We start from the raw sequence: 25,715 nt of genomic DNA, 5'->3' as shown, positions 1-25,715 counted from the left end.
GTGTTCGGGGCGATGTATACGAGTGTCCGTCGAGGGGCGGAGCGGGTGGCCTCGTCGCGGTGCCCTCGACAACCTCTTCAGTCGCCGGACCGCGAGCCTGTGATCCACGTACCAGCGGACCGATCGAGCCGAACGCGCCACGCTCTCGGAGGGCACCCCGCGAGGAGCTGACGGCACCGGACCGGCCAACGCGTGATGCCGGTGTGGGATCTCCGAGGCGAACCGGCGATCCGCGTCCGAGCGGATCGACGTAGCCGGACGCATCCCGCTCCCGGAACCGCGCCCCGTCGCGAAGCCGACCGCGCCACGCCGCGCAGGGAGCGGCGTGGACGACGAGAGGGCGGGCCCGATGGGCCCGCCCTCTCGTCGCAGCAGCTCAGACCCCGACGTGGTTCCGGAATCGCGCGATCGCCGCGAACTCGTCGACCTGGAGGCTGGCGCCTCCGACGAGTGCTCCGTCGACGTCGGGCTCGCGCATGAAGCCGGCGATGTTGCCGGACTTCACGGAGCCGCCGTAGAGGATGCGGGTCTTCGCGGCGGTGTCGGCGCCGAGGACGTCGGCGACGACTCCGCGGAGCGCCTTGCAGACCTGCTGGGCCTGCTCGGGCGTCGCGGCCTGTCCGGAGCCGATGGCCCAGACCGGCTCGTAGGCGACGACGAGGTCGGCGTCCGCGGGGAGGCCGGTGAGGGCCTCCTTCAGCTGGGCGACCGGCACGGCCGACGGGCCGTGCTTCTCGAGGTCCTCCGCGGTCTCGCCGACGCAGATGATCGGAGCGACGCCGTGATTGACGGCCGCGGCCGACTTGGCGGCGATGTCCGCGTCCGTCTCGCCGTGGAGCGTGCGACGCTCCGAGTGGCCGACGATCACGTAGTCGCAGTCGAGCTGCTTCAGGAACTGACCCGAGATCTCACCGGTGTAGGCGCCGCTGTCGAACTTCGAGACGTCCTGCGCGCCGTACTTGAGCGGCAGCTTGTCCGAGTCGACGAGGATCTGCACGGGCCGGAGGTCCGTGAAGGGCGGGAACACCGCGACCTCGACGCCGTCGAAGTCGTGATCGGCGTCCTTGAGGCTCCACGCCAGCTTCTGCACGAAGGCGATGGCCTGGAGGTGGTCCAGGTTCATCTTCCAGTTGCCGGCGATGAGCGGGGTGCGGGCGGCGGTGTCTACCATCCGAGGACCTCCAGTCCGGGGAGGCGCTTGCCCTCGAGGAATTCGAGGCTCGCTCCGCCTCCCGTCGAGATGTGGCCGAACTGGTCGTCGCGGAACCCGAGGGCGCGGACAGCCGCGGCGGAGTCGCCTCCGCCGACGACGCTGAGACCGTCGACCTCGGTGAGCGCCTGCGCGACGGTCTTGGTGCCCGCCGCGAACGGCTCGAGCTCGAAGACGCCCATGGGGCCGTTCCAGAACACCGTCCTGGACGCCGCGATGATCTCGGCGAAGTGCGCGGCGGTGTCCGGTCCGATGTCCAGGCCGAGGCCCTTCTCACCGAAGGGCGTGCCCTCGATCGCGTCGGCCGAGGCGACCTGGTGCTCGGCGTCGGGGCCGAACTCCGACGCCACGACGACGTCCGTCGGCAGGACGATCTCCACACCCAGCTCCTTCGCCGTCGCGAGGTAGCCGAGCACGGTGTCGACCTGGTCGGCCTCCAGCAGGCTGGCGCCGACCTCGTGGCCCTGGGCCTTGAGGAAGGTGAAGAGCATTCCGCCGCCGATGAGGATCGAGTCGACCTTCGGGAGCAGGTGCTCGATCACGCCGAGCTTGTCCGAGACCTTCGAGCCGCCGAGGACGACCGCGTAGGGGCGCTCGGGCTTCTCGGTGAGCCGCTCCAGCACCTCGAGCTCGGCCGCGATCAGCGTGCCGGCGGCGCTGGGGAGAAGCTCGGCGAGCTCGTAGACGCTCGCCTGCTTGCGGTGCACGACGCCGAACCCGTCGGAGACGAAGGCGTCGCCGTAGGCGGCCAGCTTCTCGGCGAAGGTGCGGCGCTCGGCCTCGTCCTTGCTCGTCTCGCCGGCGTTGAACCGGAGGTTCTCGAGGACGACGACCTGGCCGTCCTCGAGGGCGTCGACGGCGGCCGAGGCCGCCTCCCCGACGGTGTCCTCGGCGAAGGCCACCGGAGCGTCGAGCAGCTCGCCGAGGCGGGCGGCGACGGGAGCGAGGCTGTACTTCGCCTCGGGCTTCCCCTCGGGGCGCCCGAGGTGGCTCACGACCACGACTCGGGCGCCCTCGGAGACCAGACGCTGGAGCGTGGGCACCGACGCGCGCACGCGGCCGTCGTCCGTGATCGTTCCGTCCTTCAGGGGGACGTTCAGATCGCAGCGGACGACGACGCGCTTGCCTGCGAGGGAGCCCAGTGAGTCCAGAGTGCGGAGCGTCACTGCGCGCAGCCCTTAGAGCTTGCCGGCGACGAACTCGGTGACGTCGACGAGGCGGTTGGAGTAGCCCCACTCGTTGTCGTACCAGGAGGCGACCTTGACCTGGCTGCCGATGACCTTCGTGAGGCCCGCGTCGAAGATCGACGAGTGCGGGTCGGTCACGATGTCGCTCGAGACGATCGGGTCCTCGGTGTACTTGAGGATGCCCTTGAGGTCTCCCTCGGAGGCGGCCTTGTACGCCGCGTTGATCTCCTCGACGGTGGCGGGCTTGGTCAGCTCGACGGTGAGGTCGGTGATCGAGCCGGTCGGGACCGGGACGCGGAGGGCGTAGCCGTCGAGCTTGCCGACGAGCTCCGGGATGACCAGGCCGAGCGCCTTGGCGGCACCGGTCGAGGTCGGGATGATGTTGACGGCGGCGGCACGGGCGCGACGCAGGTCGCTGTGCGGGCCGTCCTGGAGGTTCTGGTCGGCGGTGTACGCGTGGACCGTGGTCATCAGGCCGCGCTCGATGCCGAAGTTGTCGAGCAGCACCTTGGCGAGCGGCGCGAGGCAGTTCGTGGTGCAGGACGCGTTCGAGATGATGTCGTGCGTCGCGGGGTCGTAGGTGTTCTCGTTCACGCCGAGGACCAGGGTCGCGACGTCGCTGCCGGTGGCGGGAGCGGAGACGATGACCTTCTTGGCACCCGCGGTGATGTGCTTGCGCGCGTCCTCCGACTTGGTGAAGCGGCCGGTCGACTCGATGACGACGTCGACTCCCAGCTCGCCCCAGGGGAGGTTCGCGGGGTCGCGCTCCTCGAGGACGATGATCGGCTTGCCGTTGACGACGATGCGGTCGCCGTCGAGCTCGACGGTCGCGTCGAGGCGGCCCGTGATGGAGTCGTACTTCAGGAGGTGCGCGAGGGCCTTGTTGTCGGTGAGGTCGTTGACCGCGACGATCTCGAGGTCGCTGCCCTTGGCGAGGGCTGCACGGAAGAAGTTACGGCCGATACGGCCGAAGCCGTTGATGCCGATCTTGACGGACACAGATATCTCCTGGTGAGGAAAGGCACCTCGACGGTGCAGTGGAGGGGTGGAAGCCGACGACAGGGCGTCCCGGACGCGGGGCCCGGGACGCCGAGATCGCTACGACAGTAGCAGCAGGCCCGAAGTCTTCTCGCGGGCCTTCTCGAAGCGCGCGGAGACGTCGGCCCAGTTCACGATGTTCCAGAACGCCTTGACGTAGTCGGCCTTCACGTTGACGTAGTCGAGGTAGAAGGCGTGCTCCCACATGTCGAGGAGGAGGACCGGGACGGTCGCCGCGGCGAGGTTGCCCTGGTGGTCGTAGAGCTGCTCGATGATGAGCTTCTCGCCGAGCGAGTCCCAGGCGAGGATCGACCAGCCGGAGCCCTGGATGCCGAGGGCCGAGGCGGTGAAGTGGGCGCGGAACTTGTCGAACGACCCGAAGTTGTCGTCGATGGCCGCGGCGAGCTCGCCGACGGGCTTGTCGCCGCCGTCCGGCGAGAGGTTGTTCCAGAACACGGTGTGGTTCACGTGACCGGCGAGGTTGAAGGCGAGGTCCTTCTGGAGCTTGTTCACGTTCGCGAGGTTCTCGCTGTCGCGAGCCTCCTGCAGCGAGGCGAGGGCGGTGTTCGCCCCGGCCACGTACGTCGCGTGGTGCTTGTCGTGGTGGAGCTCCATGATCCGCCCACTGATGTTCGGCTCGAGGGCCGAGTAGTCGTAGGGCAGTTCGGCGAGCGTGTAGTCAGCCATGTGCGATCTCCTGTTCGTGGTCGTCGCTCCCGTGCGACCCGCCGGCGTCTCGGCGTCCTCCGCGAGGCGGAGGAGGAGGGCCGGGAGTGTCCTGAGCGACCCGATCAGTCTAGCGAGGGGGCCCCTCCGCGTTCGGAGGGCTTGCGTTGTTCGACCAGGAGACACTCAGCGTTCGCCGGGCGGGGCGCGCCGTGCGGCCGGGCCTACAGGTCCTGCAGCTCTGCCGGGAGGTTCGCGTCGGTGCCCGGGATGTCGAGGTCGGACGCGCGCTTGTCGGCCATCGCGAGGAGGCGGCGGATGCGGCCGGCGACGGCGTCCTTCGTCATCGGCGGATCGGCGTGGTGGCCGAGCTCGTCGAGGCTCGCGTCGCGGTGCGCGAGGCGCAGGCGCCCGGCGTAGCGGAGGTGCTCGGGGATGTCGTCGCCCAGGATCTCCATCGCGCGCTCGACGCGGGCGCACGCCGCGACGGCGGCCTGGGCGGAGCGGCGGAGGTTCGCGTCGTCGAAGTTGACGAGGCGGTTCGCGGTCGCCCGCACCTCGCGGCGCTGGCGCAGCTCCTCCCAGCTCGCGACGGTCGCGGTCGCGCCCATCAGGGTGAGCATCGCGCTGATGCTCTCGCCGTCGCGGATGACGACCCGGTGGACGCCGCGCACCTCGCGGGACTTGGCCTGGACTCCCAGGCGTCCGGCGGCTCCGACGATCGCCATGGCCGCCTCGTTGCCGGGGCAGATGATCTCGAGCGCCGCGGAGCGGCCCGGGTCGGTCAGCGAGCCCTGGGCGAGAAAGGCGCCGCGCCACAGGGCGGCGAGCTCCTCGCGGGAGCCGGTCGTGAGGCGGTTGGGCAGGCCGCGGACGGGCCGGCCCCGCTGGTCGAGGAGGCCGGTCTGCCGGGCGAGGGTGTCCCCGCCCTCGACGACGCGCACCAGCCAGCTCGTGGTCCTCCGGGATCCGCCGGCCGAGACGATGCTGCCCTCGCTGCGGACGCCGTACAGCTCGGCGAGGTCGCGGCGCACGCGGGTCGCGAGCGGGGCGGAGTCGAGCTCGACCTCGACCGCGAGGCGGTTGGAGATGATGTGCAGTCCTCCGGAGAAGCGGAGGATGGTCGCCAGTTCGGCGGCACGGACGGTGTTCTTGCGCGAGACGATCGCGACCAGTTCGCCCTTGACGTCTGCGGTGAGGGCCACGGAGTCTTCCTTACGTCGGGTGCGCGGCTGAGCGCGCGGGGATCATTCTCGGCCGAGGTCGCGGTGCGCCACGTTGACGGCGACGCCCGGCAGCTCGGCCAGACGGGCCGCGACACGGCCCGCGACCGCGACGGAGCGGTGCTTGCCTCCCGTGCAGCCGATCGCGATGGTCGCGTGGCGCTTGTTCTCGCGCTGGTAGCCGTCGAGCACGGGGCGCAGGGCCCGGGAGTAGGAGTCGATGAACTCCTCGGCGCCCTGCTGGGCCAGCACGTAGTCTCTCACCTCTTCGTCGAGACCCGTGTGCGGACGCAGCTCCGGGATCCAGTACGGGTTCGGCAGGAACCGCGCGTCGGCCACCATGTCGGCGTCCGTCGGCAGCCCGTACTTGAAGCCGAAGCTCATCACCGTGACCTGGAGGCCCGCGCGGCCGGCCTCGGCGAAGCGCTCGGTGATGCTGGTGGCCAGCTGGTGGATGTTGAGATCCGAGGTGTCGATGACGATGTCGGCCGACTCCCGCAGCTGAGCGAGGCGCGTCCGCTCGGCGGAGATGCCGTCGAGGAGGGTCCCCCGGCCCTGCAGCGGGTGCGGACGGCGCACCTGCTCGAAGCGACGGACGAGCGCGGCGTCGGTGGCCTCGAGGAACACCACTCGGAGGTCGACCCCGGCGCGCAGCTCGCGGACGATGTCGCCGAGGTCCTCGAAGAAGTCGCGTCCGCGGACGTCGACGACCGCCGCGATCTTCGGCAGCGTGTCCCCCGCACGCTGCGCCAGGTCGACCAGCGGGCGCAGCATCTGCGGCGGCAGGTTGTCGACGACGTACCAGCCGAGGTCCTCCAGCGCGTTCGCGGCCGTGGACCGGCCCGCTCCGGACATCCCCGTGACGATCAGCACGTCCTGCTGCTCGCTCTCCGTGCTCATGCGCTCTCCGTGCTCGTGTCTGCTCGTGTCCTCGGTGCCGGGCACCGGCCGCTCTCCCCCGGAGCGCGGGCCTCCAGCCTAGGGCGTGCCCCCGACGGCGGACCCGTCCGGATGCAGGTGCGCGTGGATCGCGCCCGCCAGCGTCGGGCCGATGCCCTTGACCTCGGCGATCTCGGCCTCGCCCGCCTCGCGGAGCCGGGCGACGGATCCGAAGTGCTTCAGCAGGTCGCGAACTCGCGTCCCTCCGAGCCCGGGCACCTCGGCCAGCTGCGACGAGATGTCGCGCTTGCGACGCGTCCTCTGGTGGGTGATCGCGAAGCGGTGCGCCTCGTCGCGGATGCGCTGGAAGAGGAAGAGCGCATCGCTGTTGCGCGGCAGGATGACGGGGAAGTCGGAGTCCGGCAGCCAGATCTCCTCGAGGCGCTTGGCGATCCCGCAGAGGGTGATGCCGGTCACCCCGGACTCGTCGAGCGCGCGCTGCGCGGCTGCGACCTGCGGCTGGCCGCCGTCGACGATCAGCAGCTGCGGGGGGTACGAGAACTTGCGCCGCTTGGCCTCGCCGGTCTCGGGGTCGACCGCCGCGGGCTCGACCGGCTCGCGGAGGTACGCGAGGCGGCGGGTGAGCACCTGGTGCAGCGACTCGGTGTCGTCCGTCGACTCCGCGATGGAGAACCGACGGTACTGGTCCTTCCGCGCGAGCCCGTCCTCGAAGACCACCATCGAGGCGACGATGTTGGTGCCGCTGAGGTGGGAGACGTCGTAGCACTCCATCCGGAGCGGCGCCTCGCTCATGCCGAGGGCGTCGCGGATGTCCTCCAGAGCCTGCGTCCGAGCGGTGAAGTCGGCGGAGCGGCGGGTCTTGTAGAGCATCAGCGAGTGCTTCGCGTTCTGCGTCGCCGTCTCGAGGAGGGCGGCCTTGTCTCCGCGCTGGGCCGCTCGGAGGCGCACGTTCGTGCCGCGCAGTCCGCTCAGCCACTCCTCGAGCGCCTCGGTGTCCTCGGGCAGCTCCGGCACGACGACCTCCCGGGGCGGGACGTCGCCGGTCTCGTAGGCGGCCTGGAGCGCCGTGTCGACGAGCTCCGCCGTGCTCATGTCGAGCTCCTTGTCGACGACCCAGCCCCGCTCGCCGCGGATGCGCCCGCCGCGGACCCGGAACTGCTGCACGGAGGCGGCGAGCTCGTCGTGGACGATCGCGTAGAGGTCGACGTCCACGTTGTCCTTGAGCACGACCGCGCTCTTGGCGAGGACCGCGTCGAGGGCGGCGGCCTGATCGCGCAGCTTCCCCGCGCGCTCGTACTCCATCGCCGCCGCGGCCTCGCGCATCTCCTTCTCGAGCTCGCCGATCATCCGGCGGTCGTGGCTGCCCATGAAGGCGATGAAGCGGTCGACCATCTCGCGGTGCTCGGCGAAGGTGACGCGGTGGGAGCAGGGCCCGCCGCAGCGGCCGATCTGCGACGCGAAGCAGGGCTTGCCGCTCTGCATGGCGCGCTTGTAGTTGGAGTCGTTGCAGGTCCTGATCGGGAACGCCTTGATCATCAGGTCGATCGTCTCGTGGATCGCCCAGATCTTGGGGTAGGGCCCGAAGTAGCGGGCCTTCCTGATCTTGGCGTTCCGCGTGACCATCACCCGCGGGGCCTCGTCGCCGAGCGTCACCGCCATGTAGGGGTAGGACTTGTCGTCGCGGAACTTGACGTTGAAGGGTGGATCGAACTCGTTGATCCAGGTGAACTCGAGCTGCAGGGCCTCGACGTCGGTGCCGACGACGGTCCACTCGACGCCGGAGGCCGAGGTGACCATCCGCCGGGTGCGCTCGTGCAGGCTCGGCAGCGGGGCGAAGTAGTTGCTCAGCCGCGCGCGGAGGTTCTTGGCCTTGCCCACGTAGAGCACCCGCCCCCGGGCGTCCGTGAAGCGGTACACGCCCGGGAGGGTCGGGATCTCCCCCGGCTTCGGCCGGAAGTCGACTGTCTGCGCCATGCCTCTCGCTCGCGTCAGCCGAGGATCTCGGCGAGGAACATGCCGGTGTGGCTGCCCTCGACCTTCGCCACGTGCTCGGGGGTGCCCACCGCGACCACCTGTCCGCCGCCGGCGCCGCCCTCGGGACCCATGTCGATCAGCCAGTCGGCCGACTTGATGACGTCGAGGTTGTGCTCGATGGTGATCACCGTGTTGCCCTTGTCGACCAGGCCGTTGAGGACGAGGAGGAGCTTGCGGACGTCCTCGAAGTGCAGGCCCGTCGTCGGCTCGTCGAGCACGTAGACGCTGCGGCCGTTGGAGCGGCGCTGGAGCTCGGTCGCCAGCTTGACGCGCTGCGCCTCGCCGCCGGAGAGCGTGGTCGCGCTCTGCCCGAGGCGGACGTAGCCGAGGCCCACCTCCACCAGCGTGCGGAGGAAGCGGTGGATCGCCGTGATCGGCTCGAAGAAGTCGGCCGCCTCGGCGATCGGCATGTCGAGCACCTCGGCGATGTTCTTGCCCTTGTAGTGCACGGTCAGGGTGTCGCGGTTGTAGCGCGCTCCCCCGCAGACCTCGCACGCGACGTAGACGTCGGGCAGGAAGTTCATCTCGATCTTGATGGTGCCGTCGCCCGAGCAGGCCTCGCAGCGGCCGCCCTTGACGTTGAAGCTGAAGCGGCCGGGCAGGTACCCCCGCGCCTTCGCCTCGGTGGTCTCGGCGAAGAGGTTGCGGATGCGGTCGAACACGCCCGTGTAGGTGGCGGGGTTCGAGCGCGGCGTGCGGCCGATCGGATTCTGGTCGACGTGCACGACCTTGTCGAGGTTCTCGAGGCCGGTGACGCGCGTGTGCTTGCCCGGCACCTTGCGGGCGCCGTTGAGCTGGTTGGCGAGCACGCGGTAGAGGATGTCGTTCACGAGGGTGCTCTTGCCGGAGCCGGAGACCCCGGTGACCGCGACGAACGTGCCGAGCGGGAACTCCGCGTCGACCTTGCGGAGGTTGTTGGCGTTCGCCCCGACGACCTTGATCATCCGCTTGCGGTCGATCTTCCGCCGCTTCTTCGGGACCTCGATCGCCTTGCGGCCCGAGACGTAGTCGCCGGTGAGCGAGTGGGTGTTCTCGAGCAGCGACTCGTAGGAGCCGGAGTGCACGACCTTGCCGCCGTTGACCCCGGCGCCCGGGCCGATGTCGACGATCCAGTCGGCGGTGCGGATGGTGTCCTCGTCGTGCTCGACCACGATCAGCGTGTTGCCCAGGTCGCGCAGCTTGATGAGGGTGTCGATCAGGCGGCGGTTGTCGCGCTGGTGGAGGCCGATGCTCGGCTCGTCGAGCACGTAGAGCACGCCGGTCAGCCCGGAGCCGATCTGGGTCGCCAGGCGGATGCGCTGCGCCTCGCCGCCCGACAGGGAGGCGGCGGCGCGCGAGAGGTTGAGGTAGTTGAGCCCGACCTCGATGAGGAAGTCGATGCGCGCGCGGATCTCGCGCAGCACCTGCGCGGCGATGTGCGCCTCGCGGTCGGTCAGCTCGAGCCGGCTCATGAAGTCCTGGGCGTCGCCGAGGCTGAGGTCGGCCACGTCCGCGATGCTCGCCCCGTGCACGAGCACGGCGAGCACCTCGGGCTTGAGGCGGGAGCCCTTGCACACGGGGCAGGGCACCTCGCGGAGGAACTCGGACCAGCGGGTGCGCTGGACGTCGGTCTCGGCCTGGACGAACTGGCGCTCGATGTAGGGCACGACGCCCTCGAAGCCCGAGGTGTAGCTCATCTCGCGGCCGTAGCGGTTCTTCCACTTGACCTTGACCTCGAAGTTGTCGCCGTGGAGGACGGCCTGCTGCACCTCGGTGCTGAGGCGCTTCCACGGGGTGGTGAGCGTGAAGCCGAGGTCGCGGGAGAGGCCGTCGAGCAGCTTCTCGTAGTACTGGAACAAGCCCTTGCCCTGGGTGGTCCAGGGGATGATGACGCCCTCGGCGATGCTCAGGTCGGGGTCGCCGAGCAGCAGCTCGTCGTCGACCGACATGCGCGTGCCGAGGCCCGAGCACTCCGGGCAGGCGCCGAACGGCGCGTTGAAGGAGAAGGTCCGCGGCTCGATCTCGGTCAGCGAGATCGGGTGGTTGTTGGGGCAGGACAGCTTCTCGGAGTAGGTGGTCCAGGCGCCGTCGCCCTCGCCGTCGACGTAGTTGATCTGCACGATGCCGTCGGTGAGCCGCAGGGCCGTCTCGAGCGAGTCGGTGAGGCGCCCGAGGATGTCGGGGCCGGCCACGAGCCGGTCGACCACGACGGAGATGTCGTGCTTGTACTGCTTCTTGAGCACCGGCGGCTCGCTCAGCTGGACGAGCTTCCCGTCCACCATGGCGCGGGAGTAGCCGCCCGCGGTCAGCTCCTTGAAGAGGTCGACGAACTCGCCCTTCTTCTGGGAGACGACGGGGCTGAGGATCTGGTAGCGGGTACCGGTCTCGAGCTCCATCAGCTGGTCGGCGATCTGCTGCACGGTCTGCGCGGAGATCCGCTCGCTGCAGATGGGGCAGTGCGGGACGCCGATGCGCGCCCACAGCAGACGCATGTAGTCGAAGATCTCGGTGATCGTGCCGACGGTCGAGCGCGGGTTGCGGTTCGTCGACTTCTGGTCGATCGAGACCGCGGGGCTGAGGCCCTCGATGAAGTCGACGTCCGGCCGGTCCACCTGCCCGAGGAACTGGCGGGCGTACGCGGAGAGGGACTCGACGTAGCGCCGCTGGCCCTCCGCGAAGATCGTGTCGAAGGCCAGGGAGGACTTGCCCGAGCCCGAGAGACCGGTGAACACCACCATCGAGTCGCGCGGGATCTCGAGGTCGACGTTCTGCAGGTTGTGCACCCGCGCGCCGCTCACCACCAGCTTCGAGGACGACTCGTCGAGCGAGGAGACGAAGCGGTGGAAGGAGGGAGAGGGGGTGGAGGAGGGGTCCGTAACGGCGTTCAGGATCGACACTCCGAAAGTGTATGCGGAGCCACCGACATCGCCCGTGGCGTTCGCTGGGCGCTGATCCGCGGGCCCCTCCCCTTGCGGATCAGCGCCCCCGATCAGGACAGGTGCCCGGCCTTCTCCATCTGGCGGAGCTCGCGCTTGAGCTCCTGGACCTCGTCCCGCAGCCGGGCCGCGAGCTCGAACTTGAGCTCGCCCGCCGCCTGGAGCATCTGCCCGTTGAGGTCGGAGATGATCGCCTCGAGGTCGTTGCCGCCGTTCGCGGCGAGACCCTGACGGCGCAGGTTCGGCGTCGGGCTCTTCTTCTTGGCGTCGCGCCCGGCGAGCAGCTTGGCGGTGTCGGCCCCCTCGCGGGCGAGGGCGTCGGTGATGTCGGCGATCTTCTTCCGCAGCGGCGTCGGGTCGATGCCGTGGTCGAGGTTGTAGGCGACCTGCTTCTCGCGTCGGCGGTCGGTCTCGTCGATCGCGAGCCGCATCGAGTCCGTCACCTTGTCGGCGTACATGTGGACCTCGCCCGAGACGTTGCGCGCCGCACGGCCGATCGTCTGGATGAGCGACGTGGACGAGCGGAGGAAGCCCTCCTTGTCGGCGTCGAGGATCGCCACGAGCGAGACCTCGGGCAGGTCGAGCCCCTCGCGCAGCAGGTTGATGCCGACCAGGACGTCGTACACGCCCGCTCGCAGCTCCGAGAGGAGCTCGACGCGCCTCAGGGTGTCGACGTCGGAGTGCAGGTAGCGGACCCGGACGCCGGCCTCCGTGAGGAAGTCGGTGAGCTCCTCGGCCATGCGCTTCGTCAGCGTCGTGACGAGCACGCGCTCGTCGCGCTCGGTGCGGCGCTTGATCTCCTCGAGCAGGTCGTCGATCTGGCCCTTCGTCGGCTTGACGACGATCTCGGGGTCGATCAGGCCGGTCGGGCGGATGATCTGCTCGACGATGCCGTCGGCGATGCCCATCTCGTAGCGGCCCGGGGTCGCCGAGAGGTAGACGGTCTGACCGACGCGCGACTTGAACTCCTCCCACTTCAGGGGCCGGTTGTCCATCGCCGAGGGCAGGCGGAAGCCGTGCTCGACCAGCGTGCGCTTGCGGGACGCGTCGCCCTCGTACATCGCACCGATCTGCGGCACCGTCACGTGCGACTCGTCGATCACGACGAGGAAGTCGTCCGGGAAGTAGTCGAGCAGGCAGTGCGGGGCCTCGCCCGACTCGCGGCCGTCGATGTGGCGGGAGTAGTTCTCGATGCCGGAGCAGAATCCGATCTGCTGCATCATCTCGAGATCGAAGGTCGTGCGCATCCGCAGGCGCTGCGCCTCGAGGAGCTTGTTCTGCTTCTCGAGGTCGGCCAGGCGCACCTCGAGCTCCTGCTGGATGGTGTCGATCGCACGGTGCATGACGTCCTGGCTGGCGACGTAGTGCGAGCCGGGGAAGACCGACACGGAGTCGAGCTTCCGGACGATGTCGCCGGTGAGCGGGTGGAGCGTGTAGAGCGCCTCGATCTCGTCGCCGAACATCTCGATCCGGATCGCGAGCTCCTCGTACATCGGGATGATCTCGATCGTGTCGCCCCGCACTCGGAAGGTGCCGCGGGCGAAGTCGACGTCGTTGCGCGCGTACTGCATCGACACGAACTTGCGGATGAGGCGGTCCCGGTCGACCCGCTGGCCGACCTGGAGCGCCACCATCGCCTCGAGGTACTGCTCGGGCTGGCCGAGGCCGTAGATGCAGGAGACGGTCGACACCACGATCACGTCGCGGCGGCTCAGGAGCGAGTTCGTGGTGGAGTGGCGCAGCCGCTCGACCTCGGCGTTGACCGAGCTGTCCTTCTCGATGAAGGTGTCGGTCTGCGGGACGTAGGCCTCGGGCTGGTAGTAGTCGTAGTACGAGACGAAGTACTCGACGGCGTTGTTGGGGAACAGCTCGCGGAACTCGTTGGCGAGCTGCGCGGCGAGGGTCTTGTTGTGCGCGAGCACGAGCGTGGGACGCTGCACGGCCTCGACGAGCCAGGCCGTGGTCGCGGACTTGCCGGTCCCGGTGGCGCCCAGCAGGACGACATCGGTCTCGCCGGCGTTGATGCGGGCGCTCAGATCGGCGATCGCGCCGGGCTGGTCACCGCTCGGCTTGTACTCGCTGATGACCTCGAACGGGTGCACGGCACGGGTTGGCTCCATGGTTCGAAGCGTAGCCGCGACCACCGACACCGGACGGCGCGTGCGCTGGCGGCGAACGGGGTGCGCTCTCCGGCCGGGCCGCTCGGCCACGAGGGCGGGTGGCCGGGACGGACCGTCAGCGGGCGAGACGCTCCCACAGCGCGTCGGTCCGAGCGAGCGTCTCCTCCAGCGTGCCGGAGGAGTCGATCACGACGTCGGCGAGGGCGAGGCGCTCCTCGTCGCTCGCCTGCGACGAGACCCGCGCACGAGCCTCCTCCTCGGTCAGTCCCCGGAGGGCGACGAGACGCTCGATGCGGAGGTGCTGCGGCGCGTGCACGACGACCACCTCGTCGAACTCCCCCGCTCCACGGCCCTCGGCGAGGAGGGGGACGTCGTAGACGACCACCGCGGCCGGGTCCGCCTCGGCGGCCTCCGCGAACAGCCGCTGCGAGCGGAGCGTCACCGCCGGATGGGTGATCGCATTGAGGTCGGCGCGGGCCGCCGCGTCCGAGAAGACGATCGCGCCGAGCGCCGGGCGGTCGAGCGCGCCGTCCGCGCGGATCACGGACGGGCCGAAGCGCTCGGCGATCGCCGCCAGCGCCGGCTCCCCCGGCTCGACGACCTCGCGCGCGAGGACGTCGGCGTCGACCACCACCGCTCCGTGCTCGGCGAGACGGCGGGCGACGGTGGACTTGCCCGAGGCGATGCCTCCGGTGAGGGCGACGAGATGCACCCGGCCACCCTACCCAGCGCCGTCGCCCGGAACGCCGAACGGCCGGCCCCCGAGGGGACCGGCCGTTCAATGCGATGTGCTCGCGATCAGTTGTTCGAGGACAGCTTCTCGCGGAGCGCGGCGAGCGACTCGTCGTCGGCGAGGGTGCCGCCGGTGGTCGACTCGCTGGTGAAGCCGGCGCCGACCGAGACGCCCTCGGAGACGGTGGCCGCCTCCTCCTGCGACTTGGCCACCTGGGCCTTGTGGGCCTCCCAGCGCGCCTGAGCAGCGGCGTACTCCTGCTCCCAGGCCTCGCGCTGCGACTCGAAGCCCTCGCGCCACTCGTTGGTCTCGGGGTCGAAGCCCTCGGGGTACTTGTAGTTCCCCTGGTCGTCGTACTCCGTGGCCATGCCGTAGAGCGCCGGGTCGAACTCGGTGCCCTCGGGGTCGACGTTCTCGTTCGCCTGCTTGAGCGAGAGGGAGATGCGGCGACGGTCGAGGTCGATGTCGATGACCTTGACGAACACCTCTTCGCCGACCGACACGACCTGCTCGGCGAGCTCGACGTGCTTGCCCGACAGCTCGGAGATGTGGACGAGGCCCTCGATGCCGTCCGCGACGCGGACGAAGGCACCGAACGGGACCAGCTTCGTGACCTTGCCCGGCGCGACCTGTCCGATCGCGTGGGTGCGGGCGAAGACCTGCCACGGGTCCTCCTGGGTCGCCTTGAGCGAGAGCGACACGCGCTCGCGGTCGAGGTCGACCTCGAGGATCTCGACGGTGACCTCCTGGCCCACCTCGACGACCTCGGAGGCGTGCTCGATGTGCTTCCAGGAGAGCTCGGAGACGTGGACGAGACCGTCGACCCCGCCGAGGTCGACGAACGCACCGAAGTTGACGATCGACGACACGACGCCCTTGCGGACCTGACCCTTGTGCAGGTTGTTCAGGAACGTGGTGCGGCTCTCGGACTGGGTCTGCTCGAGGAGCGCGCGACGCGACAGGACCACGTTGTTGCGGTTCTTGTCGAGCTCGAGGATCTTCGCCTCGATCTCCTGGCCGAGGTACGGCGTGAGGTCGCGGACGCGGCGCAGCTCGATGAGCGAGGCCGGGAGGAAGCCGCGGAGGCCGATGTCGACGATGAGACCGCCCTTGACGACCTCGATGACCGAGCCGGTGACGACGCCGTCCGACTCCTTGATCTTCTCGACGTCGCCCCACGCACGCTCGTACTGCGCACGCTTCTTGGACAGGATCAGGCGACCCTCCTTGTCCTCCTTCTGGAGGACGAGGGCCTCGACGCTGTCGCCCACGTTGACGACCTCGGAGGGGTCGACGTCGTGCTTGATGGAGAGCTCGCGCGAGGGGATGACGCCCTCGGTCTTGTAGCCGACGTCGAGGAGGACCTCGTCGCGGTCGATCTTCACGACGGTGCCTTCGATGAGGTCTCCGTCGTTGAAGAACTTCAGAGTCTTTTCGACCGCGGCAAGAAAGTCTTCAGCAGACCCGATGTCGTTGATCGCGACCTGCTTGGTTGCCTTGTCGGTCGTTGCGGTTGTCATTAAGGGATGCTCCAGGATGGATGGGTCTCGGGCGGCGGCCGCCTGCGGGCCTCGCGGCTCGGCGGAGTGGTGACCACTGCGGTGGTGAGGGATGTGCCTCCGGCCCGGGAGCCGCGCTCGGCCGGCCGGAGGACCGGCCTTCCTCGCGCGCCGCGGGCACGGCGGCGCCACAGATGTGACACCCCAGCTTAGACGCCCCGGGAGGCGCACGGCAATCTCGCCGCGCCCGTCCAGGCGCGGGTTCCGGAGTCAGCCGGCGAGGGAGGAGCGGAGGGTGTCGAGACCGACGCCGCCGAGGTCGAGCGCCCTCCGGTGGAAGGCCGCGAGCGAGAACGCGGCGCCCTCGCGCGCCTCCGCCTCGTCGCGCAGCTGCTCCCAGATCCGCTGCCCGATCTTGTAGGACGGAGCCTGCCCCGGCCAGCCGAGGTACCGGTTCACCTCGAAGCGCACGAACGCGTCGTCCATGTTCACGTTGGCCCGCATGAAGTCGAGGGCCGACTCGGCGGTCCAGACGGTGCCGGAGCCCGGCATCGGCTTCTGGAGGTGCACGCCGATGTCCAGCACGACGCGCGCCGCGCGCATCCGCTGGCCGTCGAGCATGCCCAGGCGGTCGGCCGGGTCGTCGAGGTAGCCGAAGCGCTCCATCAGCCGCTCCGCGTAGAGCGCCCAGCCCTCGGCGTGGCCGGAGGTCCCGGCGAGCTGACGGCGCCAGGTGTTGAGGCGGGCGCGGTTGTGGACGGCCTGGCCGATCTGCAGGTGATGGCCCGGGACGCCCTCGTGGTAGACCGTGGTCAGCTCCCGCCAGGTGGCGAACTCGGTGACTCCGGCCGGGACCGACCACCACATCCGCCCTGGGCGCGAGAAGTCGTCGCTCGGACCGGTGTAGTAGATGCCGCCCTCCTGGGTCGGCGCGATCCTGCACTCGAGGCGGCGCACCTCCTCCGGGATGTCGAAGGCGGTGCCGGCGAGCTCGCGGACGGAGCGGTCGCTGGTCTCCTGCATCCACGCCTGCAGAGCGTCGACGCCGTGCAGAGTGCGGGCCGGGTCCGCCTCGAGGTGGGCGATCGCCTCGGCGACGGAGGCGCCGGGCAGGATCTCGCGCGCGATCGCCTCCTGCTCGGACGTCATGCGGGCCAGCTCCTCGATCCCCCACTCGTAGGTCTCGTCGAGGTCGACGACAGCGCCGAGGAAGCGGCGGGAGTGCAGCGCGTACAGCTCCCGGCCGACGGCGTCCTGCTCGGTCGCGGCGGGGGCGAGCTCGCCCCGGAGGAACTGCGCGAGCGACCCGTAGGCGGCCGAGGCACGGCGGGCGCCGTCCTCCAGCCGCTGAGCGAGCGACGCGGGCAGGGATCCGGCGGCGGGAGCGGCCTCCGCGGCCAGCTCGGCGAAGAACCCGCGGGGAGCGGCGATCTTCCGCGCCTGCTCGGCGACGAGCTCGACCTGGCGGCGGGCGGGGACCACGCCGGTGCGGATCCCCTCGCGCAGGGTCTCCGCGTAGCCCTCGAGGGCGGCCGGCACGGCCAGCAGCCGCTCGGCGACCGCCTCCCAGTCGGCGACCTCGTCCGTCGGCATCAGGTCGAAGGCGTCGCGCAGCTCCTGCGCCGGGGACGCGATCACGTTGAGGTCCCGCAGCGGCAGACCGGCGTCGTGCCCCTCCAGGGAGAGCCGGAGCTCGGCGCCGAGGTCGGCGGCCGTGACGCGGTCGACGTCGTCCACGGGGTCGGCGGCCTCGAGCTCGGCGAGGGCCGAGGCGGTCGCCGCCCGGGCCTGCTCGAGACCGGCCGGCGAGTAGTCGCCCAGACGGCCGTTCGCGCCGCTGCGTCCGATCGCGGTGCCGAGGGTGGGGTCGAGGTCGACGAGCGTGTCGACCCAGCGCTCGGCGACGGCGTCGACGGCGGTGGGCTCGCGGGGGGTGTCGGTGCTCATGCCTCCGAGCCTAGCCAGGCCCTGCGGCCGGCTCAGTGCGCGGCGACGTCCCAGTCGGATCCGTGGCCCACCTGCACCTCGAGCGGGACGCTCAGGTCGGCGGCACCCGCCATCCGGCCGCGGACGACCGCCTCGAGCGACTCCTCCTCGCCGGGGGCGACGTCGAAGATCAGCTCGTCGTGCACCTGGAGGAGCATCCGCGAGCCGAGCCCCTGCTCGTCGAGGTCGGCCTGCACGCCGATCATCGCGCGCTTCATGATGTCGGCGGCCGAGCCCTGGATCGGCGAGTTGAGCGCCGCCCGCTCGGCGTTGTCGCGGAGGACGCGGTTCGCGCTCTGCAGGTCGGGGAAGGGACGCCGGCGACCGAAGATCGTCTCGGTGTAGCCGGTCTCGCGGGCCTGCTCGACGACGCTGCGGAGGTAGTCGCGCACCGCGCCGAAGCGGACGAAGTAGTCGGTCATCAGCTGCTTCGCCTCGGCGCTCGAGATGCGCAGCTGCTTCGACAGGCCGAAGGCGCTCAGGCCGTAGGCGAGGCCGTACGACATCGCCTTGACCTTGTTGCGCATGGCCGAGGTGACGTCGCCCGGATCGACGCCGAAGATCCGCGATCCGACGAAGCGGTGCAGGTCCTCGCCGGAGTGGAAGGCCTCGATCAGCCCGGCGTCCCCGGAGAGGTGCGCCATGATCCGCATCTCGATCTGCGAGTAGTCGGCGGTGAGGAGGGTGCTCGCGTCCGCTCCGTGGACGAAGGCGGTGCGGATGCGGCGGCCCACCTCGCTGCGGACGGGGATGTTCTGCAGGTTCGGGTCGTTGGAGGAGATCCGGCCGGTGGCCGTGCCGGTCTGGTCGTAGCTGGTGTGGATCCGGCCGTCGGCGGTGACCGACTTCTCGAGCGTCTCGATGATCTGCTTGAGCTTGGTCGCGTCGCGGTGCTCGAGGAGCAGCCCGAGGAACGGGTGCGGGTGGGACTCCTGCAGGTCGGCGAGGGCGGAGGCGTCGGTGGTGTAGCCCGTCTTCGTGGCCCGGGTGCGCGGCATGTCGAGCTCCTCGAAGAGGACCTGCTGCAGCTGCTTGGGCGAGCCGAGGTTCATCTCGTGGCCGATCTCCGCGAACGCGCGGCTCGCGAGGTCGGCGGCCGAGACGGTCAGCTCGGCGCGGAGGCGCGCCAGCACGTCGGCGTCGATCGCGACGCCGGTGAGCTCCATCGTCGCGAGGACCTGGACGATCGGCAGCTCGATGTCGACGAGCACCGAGAGCATCCCCTCGCCCAGCCGCTCGCGCAGCGGAGCGACGAGCCGGTACGCGTACCAGGCCTCGGTGGCGGGCCCCATCGGCTCGACGGTGGGGACCAGCTGGTTCGGGTCGCCCTGCGCCATGGTCTCGTCGAGGTGCTGCGCGACCTGCGCCGCGAGCGTGGCCGGGTGCCCGGTGGGCTGCACCAGCCAGGAGGCGACGCGGGTGTCGAACGCGAGCCCCGCGACGGGGAGTCCGGCCCTCCGCAGCGCCTTGATCTGGGGCTTCGCGTCGGCGAAGTACTTGGGGGCGGGCCCGGCCAGCCACTGCTCGAGCGCGGTGTAGTCGGGTCGCTCGGCGGCCCACGGGACGAACGCCGTCTCCTTCTCGACCGCGAGACCCACACCCTCGAGCCCGCCGGCTCCGAGCAGGACCTGCACGGCGACGGGCGCGGTGCCCTTCGCCGACACGCGGTCGAGCCAGTGCGCGAGCTCCTCGTCGACCAGGGTGCGGACGGCGGGTGCGGAGGTCGTGACCACGTCGCCCGCCAGGGCCGCGGCGGCGCCGTCGACGCCCTCCTCCGCGGCGATCGTCAGGACCCGCTCCTGCAGGGTCTTGAACTCGAGGCGGCTGAAGATCTCGCGGACCGCGTCGGGATCGATCGGGCGGCGCGTCAGATCGTGCGGGCCGAGGGGGAGCTCGACGTCCGTCACCAGCCGGTTGAGGCGGCGGTTGCGGAGCGCGTTCTCCTTCTGCTCGCGCAGCTTCTCGCCGACCACGCCCTTGATCTCGTCGGCGTGGGCGATGATGTCGGCGACCGTTCCGTACTGGTTGACCCACTTCGCGGCCGTCTTGGGGCCGACCTTGTCGACGCCGGGCAGGTTGTCGCTCGTCTCGCCGACGAGGGCGGCGATCTCGGGGTACTGGTGCGGCTCGACGCCGTACTTCTCGAACACCTTGTCGCGGTCGTAGCGGGTGAGCTGCGAGACGCCCTGGGTGGAGGGGTAGAGCAGGGTGACGTCCGGGGTCACCAGCTGTATGGTGTCGCGATCGCCCGAGACGACCAGCACGCGGAAGCCGGCCTCGGCCCCCTGGCGCGCGAGCGTCGCGAGGATGTCGTCGGCCTCGAAGTCCTCCTTCGAGACGGTCCGGATGTTCATGGCGTGCAGCGCCTCCTCGAGGAGGGGGACCTGGCCCTTGAACTCGGGCGGCGTCTCGCCGCGGGTGCCCTTGTACTCCGGGTACTCGCGGGTGCGGAACGAGTAGCGGGAGATGTCGAACGCGACGCCGAGGTGGGTCGGCTTCTCGTTCTTCAGCAGCAGGATCAGCATCGAGAGGAAGCCGTGGATGGCGTTGGTGTGCTGGCCCTCGCGGGTCTGGAAGCTGTCGACCGGGAGCGCGTAGAACGCCCGGAACGCCAGGGAATGGCCGTCGACGAGCAGGAGGGTAGGCTGTTCCGGATCTGACACAGGGCCAGACTACACAGCGCCTCCGACACCGGATCGGCCCGCTCGCGCCCGCCGGTCAGGGCCGCTCCGAGGCTCCAGCGCGAGGAGCGACGTGACCGAGCCGACCCCCACCACGACCGCCTGGATCCGCCCGCCCGCGCTAGACCTGGTCGCCGGGATCGGCCGCGGCATGGGCGAGCTCGCCGAGCGGATGGGGATCCTCTGGCACGAGCTCACCCCGCAGCACTCGGTGGCCTCGATGCCCGTCGAGGGCAACCGGCAGCCGGTCGGCATCCTGCACGGCGGCGCGCACGTCGTGCTCGCCGAGTCGATGGGCTCGATCGCGGCGAACGTGCACGCCGGCGCGGGCCGCCTGGCGATGGGCATCGAGCTGAACGCGAGCCACAGCCGGTCGGTCCACTCGGGCTTCGTGATCGCCACCTGCGACGCGATCCACCTGGGCTCCACCCTCACCACCCACGAGATCGTCGTGCGCGACCAGGAGGGGCGCCGCCTCTCCACCGTGCGGATCACCAACATCATCCGAGACGCCCGCTGACGGGGAGCGGACGGGTCCCCCTCGCGGGAGCGGAGGGCGAGGACCGCGATCGCCGTCGGGACCGCCCGCGCCTGCGCGCGACCGGGGATCGACCGGTCGGCCGCGCCGCTCGGAGGCCCGGCACCGCGGCGAGCGGCACTGTCAAGCGACGGCGCGCGACTGTGCCCGGTGGTGCCCGAAGGGCGACACTGAGCGGATGAGCCTTCGCCATCTCCTCAAGAGCCTCCCGTCCATGCCCTCCGACCTGCCCTCGTTCGATGCGGAGGCGGCTCCGGCCGATCCTCTCGAGCTGTTCGCGCAGTGGCTCGAGGAGGCGAAGGACGCGGGCCAGCTCCTCCCCCACGGCGCCACGCTCTCCACCGCCTCCGACGACGGCACCGTCTCGGCGCGCGTGCTCGTGCTGCGCGAGATCGACGAGGCGGGCTGGGCGTTCTCCACCCATGCCACCAGCCCCAAGGGACGCGCCATGGAGGAGAACCCGCACGCCGCGCTGACCTTCTTCTGGCCGGTCCAGGGCCGTCAGGTCCGGGTCGAGGGCCGGGTCGAGCGCGCCTCCGCGCAGGAGTCGGCCGACGACTTCCGCCGCCGCTCCGAGGCCGCTCGCACCGCCCTGCTCGTCGGACGCCAGAGCGAGCCGATGCGCAGCGCGCAGGACTTCGGCCTCGTCACGCTCCAGACCAGCGTCGCCGTGGGCTGCTCGCCCGCGACGCTCGACCGGGAGTGGGCCGTCTACCGCGTCGTGCCCGAGCGCATCGAGTTCTGGCAGGGCTCGACCGCGCCGGAGCAGGATCACACCCGTCTCGAGTACCGCCCGGGAACGACGGAGGCGGGCGGCTCCCCGTGGGAGCGCACCCGCCTCTGGCCCTGAGGCCGTGGGCCCTCGGGCCCGGCCTCGCGCTAGGCCTTCTTCGTGCTCAGCTGCTCGATGATCGCCTGCGCGACGTCGTGCATGGTGAGCCGGCGGTCCATGGAGGCCTTCTGGATCCAGCGGAACGCCTCGGGCTCGGTGAGTCCCATCTTCTCGTTGAGCAGGCCCTTGGCGCGGTCGACGAGCTTGCGGGTCTCGAAGCGCTCGACCATGTCGGCGACCTCGGCCTCGAGGGTGAGGATCTGGGCGTACCGCGAGAGGGCGATCTCGATCGCGGGCAGCAGGTCGTTGGGCGTGAAGGGCTTCACGACGTAGGCGAGCGCTCCGGCCTCGCTGGCGCGCTCGACGAGCTCCTTCTGGCTGAAGGCGGTGAGCAGGACGACGGGCGCGATGTGCGCCTTCGAGAGGCGCTCGGCCGCCGAGATGCCGTCGAGCTGGGGCATCTTGACGTCCATGATGACGAGATCGGGGCGCAGCTCGGTGGCGAGGGCCACAGCGGTCTCGCCGTCGCCGGCCTCGCCGACGACCTCGAAGCCGTTGTCGCGGAGGATCTCCACGATGTCGAGGCGGATGAGGGATTCGTCTTCGGCGACGACGACCCGACGGGGTGCGGTCGACGAGGGTTCCTGGTCAGTCACGCCGATGAGCCTACGGTATTCTCGACGGGCTGGTGATGAGCCGGTGTGGCGGAATGGCAGACGCGGGGCACTCAAAATGCTCTGTCCGAGAGGGCTTGTGGGTTCGAGTCCCACCACCGGTACCCGCCTGGTCGCGCGGTGCGCGCCTCCGCTCGCTAGCGTCGTCGGATGAGCACCGACCCCTGGCCCCTGTTCTCGCTGGAGCTGCGCACGCCGCGGCTCGAGCTGCATCCGGTCCGCGACGCCGACCTCGGCCCTCTCGCCGACGCGGCCCTCGCGGGCGTGCACGAGAGCGGCCGCTCGCCGTTCCCCTCCCCCTGGGCCGAGGCGCCGGCGGAGCGCCTGCCCGGCGAGCTCGCCCGCTTCCACTGGTCGCAGCGCGCGCAGACGACGCGGGAGTCGTGGCGCGTCGCGTTCGCCGTGGTCGAGGACGGCCGGGTCGTCGGCTGCCAGGACGTGGTCGCCGAGTCCTTCGCCGCCACCCGCACCCTGACCTCGGGCTCGTGGCTCACCCGCTCGGCGCAGGGCCGCGGCCTCGGGCGGGAGATGCGCGCCGCCGTGCTCCTCCTCGCCTTCGACCACCTCGGAGCCGAGGTCGCCGAGAGCGCCGCTCTCGCCTGGAACACCCGCTCGATCCGGGTCTCGGAGGCCCTCGGCTACCGGCCGAACGGGACGCACCGGATCGTCGGTCCGGACGGTGCGCCGGTCGAGGAGCTGCGGTTCCGCGTCACACCGGAGACCCTGGTGCGGCCGGAATGGACGCTGGAGGCCTCGGGGATCGACGCCGCACGAGCGGTCCTCGTCCAGGATCCGCTCGGTCCGCCCTCCCCCGTCTGATTCACCAGAACATCGTGCCCGGCGAGCCCTTGAACGGACCGACCACGCGCGAGGTGATCCAGCCGCCGTAGAAGTCGCCCGGCTGCGGCTGGACCGCCTCGCCGTCGACCGTGCAGGAGTCCATCCGGCCGGGGTAGAGGGCGACGGTGTCGACGAGGGCCTCGAAGCCGGCCATCGGCTCGGGGTACGTCCAGCCCGCCGCCTCCGCGACCGCTCCTCCTCCCCCGCGCACGGTCAGGTAGGAGGCCGCGCCCTTGAACTCGCAGATGCTGCGGCCGGGCGCGGGCTCGAGCGCCCCGGGCGCGAACGAGGACACGGGGAGGTAGTAGACGGGAGGGTGGCTCGTCTCGAGGACGCGGAGAGCGTCGCGGGACTCGGCGACGACGACGCCGCCCAGCCGCACGACCACGTGCTCGGTGGTGGTCTCGACCCTCGGGGGTCGCGGGTAGTCCCAGACGGATTCCTGGCCCTCGGCGGGCGGCACGCGCTTCATCCCGCTCACGCTACGCGGCGGGGAGCGGTGCTCCGGCGCCTCCCAGAGGATGCCCGGGCGGACGCCGCGGCTCCGCAGATCCCCGCCGCCGGGACGCGCGGGGGCCCCGGTCGCGTAACGTCGTCCCTGCGGCGGAACCCCGAGCCCGCGCGCAGAAGGAATCCAGAGTGCCCACCGAATGCATCCACGGCCTCGACATCGCGCTCTGCGACGTCTGCACCCCGAAGAAGCTCCCCGAGCAGGTCGGCCGTGCCACCCGCGCCCCCGCGCGCGTGCCCGGGACCTCCCGTGCGGCCACCGCCCGTGCCGCCGCCCGCGGCACGGCGCGCGAGAAGCCCCTGCCGAAGGTCGACATCGCCGCGCAGCGGATCTACCACGTCACCCACCTCGACAACCTCGAGGCGATCGTCGCCGCCGGCGCGATCCTGGCGGACCAGCAGCTCCAGGAGCGCCCCGCGATCGACGTCAGCGCCGAGACCACCCGCGAGCACCGCCGTGCCGTGCAGGTGAAGGACGGCGTCAGCGTCGCCGGCTTCGTGCCCTTCTTCCTCTCCCCCGACGCCGCCCTCTGGGCCGACCTGCGCGGCGAGCGGGTCGCTCCGCACTGGTCGCCGAGCGCCCACGAGACCACCGCTTCGCAGTACGTCGTCCTGGTGGGCTCGCTCGCCTCCGCCCCGGTCCTGAGCGACGGCGACGCCTCCCACGTCCTCACGCGCTTCACCGAGGGCGACGCGCTCGTGCGCACCTTCGCGCGCCTCCTGGTCGACGAGCCGGCCCTGCGCAGCGCCGAGGCGCTCGTGCCCGAGCGCTTCCCGCTCGAGGGCGTCGCGACGGTCGGCGTGGCGTCGGTCGCCGCCCGCAACCGCGTCAAGGCTCTCTTCGAGGGCATCGACGCCTCTCCCCGCGTCGCCGTCTACCCGCCGTGGTTCCACCCGGTGGCCGAGGAGGAGTGACCCGGCGCTAGTCGGCCTCGAGGAGGTCGAGGCGGTCGGCCAGGTACCGGCGCAGCGGCATCAGTCCCTGCTCTCCCAGACCGGGCGCCCAGCGCACGAGCACCTCGGAGCCGTGCAGTGCCAGCGGCTCCTGGCCCGACTCGAGCGCTGCGGCGTCCAGTGCGAGGCGCCGGCAGCCGTAGTTGACGATCTCGCCCTCCTGGAACGGACCGTCGAAGGCGGCGCGCCGGATCTCGCGGCGCGCCTCCTGCGACTCGGACTGGTTGTTGGCGTGCAGCGGAGCGACGGCACGCGTGACAGAGCCCGTCGCGAGGAGCTCTCCCTCGCGTCCGAGGAGGAGCACGCCGAGGCGCCACGCGCGGGTCACCGGCGCCATCACCGGCTTGCGGTGGAAGCCGAGGATCGCGCGCGGCGTCCGCAGCTCGGCGACGGCCTGGTCGGCGATGCCGCGGGCGTCGAGCTCTGCGGAGACCTCGCGCAGGAGCGCGGCCAGATCGGCGGCGGCCTGCTCGGCCCCGGGTGCTGCGGGCATCGCTCCTCCTCGGCTCGTCCCGCCAGCCTACGGGCGCGGTGTGCACCGGCCACCCCGCTCCGCACCGCTAGCATCGCCTGACGACACCGAGGAGGACGAGCGATGCGCGTCATCATGATGGGCCCGCCCGGCGTGGGCAAGGGCACCCAGGCGGCCGTGCTGTCGCGCGAGCTGGGGGTGCCGGCGATCTCCACCGGCGATCTGTTCCGCGCGCACGTCGCCGACGGCACCGACCTCGGACGGCGTCTGCGGGCGCTCGTGGAGGCCGGCGAGTACGTGCCGGACGAGCTGACGAACGCCCTGGTCGCCGAGCGCATCGCCGAGGAGGACGCCCGGGACGGGTTCATCCTCGACGGCTACCCGCGCACGCTCGCCCAGGTGGACGCGCTGGCGGAGCTCCTCGAGGAGCGGGGCACGCCGCTCTCGTGCGTCGTGCTGCTGACGGCCGACGCAGACGTGGTGCTCGAACGGCTGCACGTGCGGGCGCAGGAGCAGGACCGCGCCGACGACGACCCCGAGGTGGTGCGGAACCGGATCGAGGTCTACGAGCGCGAGACGGCTCCTCTGGCGGAGGTCTACGACGAGCGCGAGCTCCTGGTGCGGATCGACGGCTCCGCCTCGCAGGACGAGGTCGCCGCGAGGATCATCGCGGCGTGCCGGCCCGAGTGAGCCGACCCGCCGC

Annotated in this window: 21 protein-coding genes and 1 tRNA gene; 6 read left to right on the top strand and 16 right to left on the bottom strand. The window is 71.0% G+C overall.

Annotation, left to right across the window (positions count from 1 at the left end):
* Positions 1-376: 376 nt before the first annotated feature.
* The 13 genes from tpiA to polA form a co-directional block, all read right to left on the bottom strand.
* Positions 377-1,171: a triose-phosphate isomerase gene (tpiA, locus tag C5C29_RS11485; protein ID WP_104221913.1), complete on the bottom strand. Its 795-nt coding sequence runs from the start codon at positions 1,169-1,171 to the stop codon at positions 377-379.
* A complete protein-coding gene (locus tag C5C29_RS11480) occupies positions 1,165-2,376 on the bottom strand; it encodes a phosphoglycerate kinase (RefSeq protein ID WP_104221911.1) in 1,212 nt (403 codons plus the stop codon). Before C5C29_RS11480 ends, tpiA begins: the two co-directional genes overlap by 7 nt.
* A gap of 12 nt (positions 2,377-2,388) precedes the next feature.
* Positions 2,389-3,396, bottom strand: a complete 1,008-nt coding sequence (gap, locus tag C5C29_RS11475) for a type I glyceraldehyde-3-phosphate dehydrogenase (protein WP_104221909.1) — start codon at positions 3,394-3,396, stop codon at positions 2,389-2,391.
* A gap of 99 nt (positions 3,397-3,495) precedes the next feature.
* Complete coding sequence (locus C5C29_RS11470) at positions 3,496-4,122, bottom strand: superoxide dismutase (RefSeq protein WP_104221907.1); 627 nt, start codon at positions 4,120-4,122, stop codon at positions 3,496-3,498.
* Positions 4,123-4,325: 203 nt separating this feature from the next.
* The gene (whiA, locus tag C5C29_RS11465; protein ID WP_104221905.1) at positions 4,326-5,306 is read right to left on the bottom strand and encodes a DNA-binding protein WhiA; all 981 of its coding nucleotides are present in this window, start codon (positions 5,304-5,306) and stop codon (positions 4,326-4,328) included.
* 42 nt (positions 5,307-5,348) lie between these two features.
* Positions 5,349-6,224 (bottom strand): RNase adapter RapZ, encoded by an 876-nt coding sequence (gene rapZ / locus C5C29_RS11460; protein WP_097166020.1) that lies wholly within the window; start codon positions 6,222-6,224, stop codon positions 5,349-5,351.
* Between the two features lie 78 nt (positions 6,225-6,302).
* Positions 6,303-8,198, bottom strand: coding sequence for an excinuclease ABC subunit UvrC (gene uvrC / locus C5C29_RS11455; RefSeq protein WP_104221903.1), 1,896 nt, complete (start codon positions 8,196-8,198; stop codon positions 6,303-6,305).
* Between the two features lie 14 nt (positions 8,199-8,212).
* Positions 8,213-11,038 (bottom strand): excinuclease ABC subunit UvrA, encoded by a 2,826-nt coding sequence (gene uvrA / locus C5C29_RS11450; RefSeq protein WP_244229661.1) that lies wholly within the window; start codon positions 11,036-11,038, stop codon positions 8,213-8,215.
* Positions 11,039-11,226: 188 nt separating this feature from the next.
* Positions 11,227-13,293 carry an excinuclease ABC subunit UvrB gene (gene uvrB / locus C5C29_RS11445; protein WP_104221901.1) on the bottom strand — a complete coding sequence of 689 codons (2,067 nt, stop codon included), beginning with the start codon at positions 13,291-13,293 and terminating at the stop codon, positions 11,227-11,229.
* A gap of 115 nt (positions 13,294-13,408) precedes the next feature.
* Positions 13,409-14,005 carry a dephospho-CoA kinase gene (gene coaE / locus C5C29_RS11440; RefSeq protein ID WP_104221899.1) on the bottom strand — a complete coding sequence of 199 codons (597 nt, stop codon included), beginning with the start codon at positions 14,003-14,005 and terminating at the stop codon, positions 13,409-13,411.
* 86 nt (positions 14,006-14,091) lie between these two features.
* Positions 14,092-15,546: a 30S ribosomal protein S1 gene (gene rpsA / locus C5C29_RS11435; protein WP_104221897.1), complete on the bottom strand. Its 1,455-nt coding sequence runs from the start codon at positions 15,544-15,546 to the stop codon at positions 14,092-14,094.
* Between the two features lie 249 nt (positions 15,547-15,795).
* On the bottom strand, positions 15,796-17,472 hold the full coding sequence (locus tag C5C29_RS11430; RefSeq protein ID WP_104221895.1) for a DUF885 domain-containing protein: 1,677 nt from the start codon (positions 17,470-17,472) through the stop codon (positions 15,796-15,798).
* Positions 17,473-17,504: 32 nt separating this feature from the next.
* Positions 17,505-20,174: a DNA polymerase I gene (polA, locus tag C5C29_RS11425; protein ID WP_104221893.1), complete on the bottom strand. Its 2,670-nt coding sequence runs from the start codon at positions 20,172-20,174 to the stop codon at positions 17,505-17,507.
* A gap of 91 nt (positions 20,175-20,265) precedes the next feature.
* On the opposite strand from polA, the gene C5C29_RS11420 reads away from it, so the two are divergent.
* Both C5C29_RS11420 and C5C29_RS11415 read left to right on the top strand, forming a co-directional pair.
* Complete coding sequence (locus tag C5C29_RS11420) at positions 20,266-20,712, top strand: PaaI family thioesterase (protein WP_374953047.1); 447 nt, start codon at positions 20,266-20,268, stop codon at positions 20,710-20,712.
* A gap of 196 nt (positions 20,713-20,908) precedes the next feature.
* A complete protein-coding gene (locus tag C5C29_RS11415; protein ID WP_104221891.1) occupies positions 20,909-21,580 on the top strand; it encodes a pyridoxal 5'-phosphate synthase in 672 nt (223 codons plus the stop codon).
* A 29-nt stretch (positions 21,581-21,609) separates the two neighbouring features.
* On the opposite strand, the gene C5C29_RS11410 is transcribed toward C5C29_RS11415, so the two are convergent.
* The gene (locus C5C29_RS11410) at positions 21,610-22,218 is read right to left on the bottom strand and encodes an ANTAR domain-containing response regulator (RefSeq protein ID WP_104221889.1); all 609 of its coding nucleotides are present in this window, start codon (positions 22,216-22,218) and stop codon (positions 21,610-21,612) included.
* 39 nt (positions 22,219-22,257) lie between these two features.
* Here C5C29_RS11410 and C5C29_RS11405 point away from each other — a divergent pair.
* A tRNA-Leu gene (locus C5C29_RS11405) sits at positions 22,258-22,340 on the top strand.
* A gap of 46 nt (positions 22,341-22,386) precedes the next feature.
* On the top strand, positions 22,387-23,055 hold the full coding sequence (locus tag C5C29_RS11400) for a GNAT family N-acetyltransferase (RefSeq protein WP_104221887.1): 669 nt from the start codon (positions 22,387-22,389) through the stop codon (positions 23,053-23,055).
* Between the two features lies 1 nt (position 23,056).
* Here C5C29_RS11400 and C5C29_RS11395 read toward each other — a convergent pair whose 3' ends face one another.
* Complete coding sequence (locus C5C29_RS11395; RefSeq protein ID WP_104221885.1) at positions 23,057-23,548, bottom strand: DUF427 domain-containing protein; 492 nt, start codon at positions 23,546-23,548, stop codon at positions 23,057-23,059.
* A gap of 167 nt (positions 23,549-23,715) precedes the next feature.
* Between C5C29_RS11395 and C5C29_RS11390 the strand changes: the two genes are divergently transcribed.
* A complete protein-coding gene (locus C5C29_RS11390; protein ID WP_104221883.1) occupies positions 23,716-24,501 on the top strand; it encodes a DarT ssDNA thymidine ADP-ribosyltransferase family protein in 786 nt (261 codons plus the stop codon).
* A 7-nt stretch (positions 24,502-24,508) separates the two neighbouring features.
* Here C5C29_RS11390 and C5C29_RS11385 read toward each other — a convergent pair whose 3' ends face one another.
* Positions 24,509-25,033 (bottom strand): hypothetical protein, encoded by a 525-nt coding sequence (locus C5C29_RS11385; protein WP_104221881.1) that lies wholly within the window; start codon positions 25,031-25,033, stop codon positions 24,509-24,511.
* 102 nt (positions 25,034-25,135) lie between these two features.
* Between C5C29_RS11385 and C5C29_RS11380 the strand changes: the two genes are divergently transcribed.
* Positions 25,136-25,702 (top strand): adenylate kinase, encoded by a 567-nt coding sequence (locus C5C29_RS11380; RefSeq protein ID WP_104221879.1) that lies wholly within the window; start codon positions 25,136-25,138, stop codon positions 25,700-25,702.
* Positions 25,703-25,715: the final 13 nt, after the last annotated feature.

The sequence above is a fragment of the Rathayibacter sp. AY1H2 genome (assembly GCF_002931985.1).
Lineage (GTDB): Bacteria > Actinomycetota > Actinomycetes > Actinomycetales > Microbacteriaceae > Rathayibacter.
The sequence above is the reverse complement of the archived record's forward strand: the minus strand, read 5'-3'. Positions and strand labels throughout refer to the sequence as shown.

Coding starts and splice junctions, on each gene's coding strand:
- tpiA (WP_104221913.1), bottom strand. CDS start 1,171: ATGGTAGACACCGCCGCCCGCACCCCGCTCATCGCCGGCAACTGGAAG.
- C5C29_RS11470 (WP_104221907.1), bottom strand. CDS start 4,122: ATGGCTGACTACACGCTCGCCGAACTGCCCTACGACTACTCGGCCCTC.
- rapZ (WP_097166020.1), bottom strand. CDS start 6,224: ATGAGCACGGAGAGCGAGCAGCAGGACGTGCTGATCGTCACGGGGATG.
- uvrC (WP_104221903.1), bottom strand. CDS start 8,198: ATGGCGCAGACAGTCGACTTCCGGCCGAAGCCGGGGGAGATCCCGACC.
- uvrB (WP_104221901.1), bottom strand. CDS start 13,293: ATGGAGCCAACCCGTGCCGTGCACCCGTTCGAGGTCATCAGCGAGTAC.
- rpsA (WP_104221897.1), bottom strand. CDS start 15,546: ATGACAACCGCAACGACCGACAAGGCAACCAAGCAGGTCGCGATCAAC.
- C5C29_RS11430 (WP_104221895.1), bottom strand. CDS start 17,472: ATGAGCACCGACACCCCCCGCGAGCCCACCGCCGTCGACGCCGTCGCC.
- C5C29_RS11415 (WP_104221891.1), top strand. CDS start 20,909: ATGAGCCTTCGCCATCTCCTCAAGAGCCTCCCGTCCATGCCCTCCGAC.
- C5C29_RS11400 (WP_104221887.1), top strand. CDS start 22,387: ATGAGCACCGACCCCTGGCCCCTGTTCTCGCTGGAGCTGCGCACGCCG.
- C5C29_RS11395 (WP_104221885.1), bottom strand. CDS start 23,548: ATGAAGCGCGTGCCGCCCGCCGAGGGCCAGGAATCCGTCTGGGACTAC.
- C5C29_RS11385 (WP_104221881.1), bottom strand. CDS start 25,033: ATGCCCGCAGCACCCGGGGCCGAGCAGGCCGCCGCCGATCTGGCCGCG.
- C5C29_RS11380 (WP_104221879.1), top strand. CDS start 25,136: ATGCGCGTCATCATGATGGGCCCGCCCGGCGTGGGCAAGGGCACCCAG.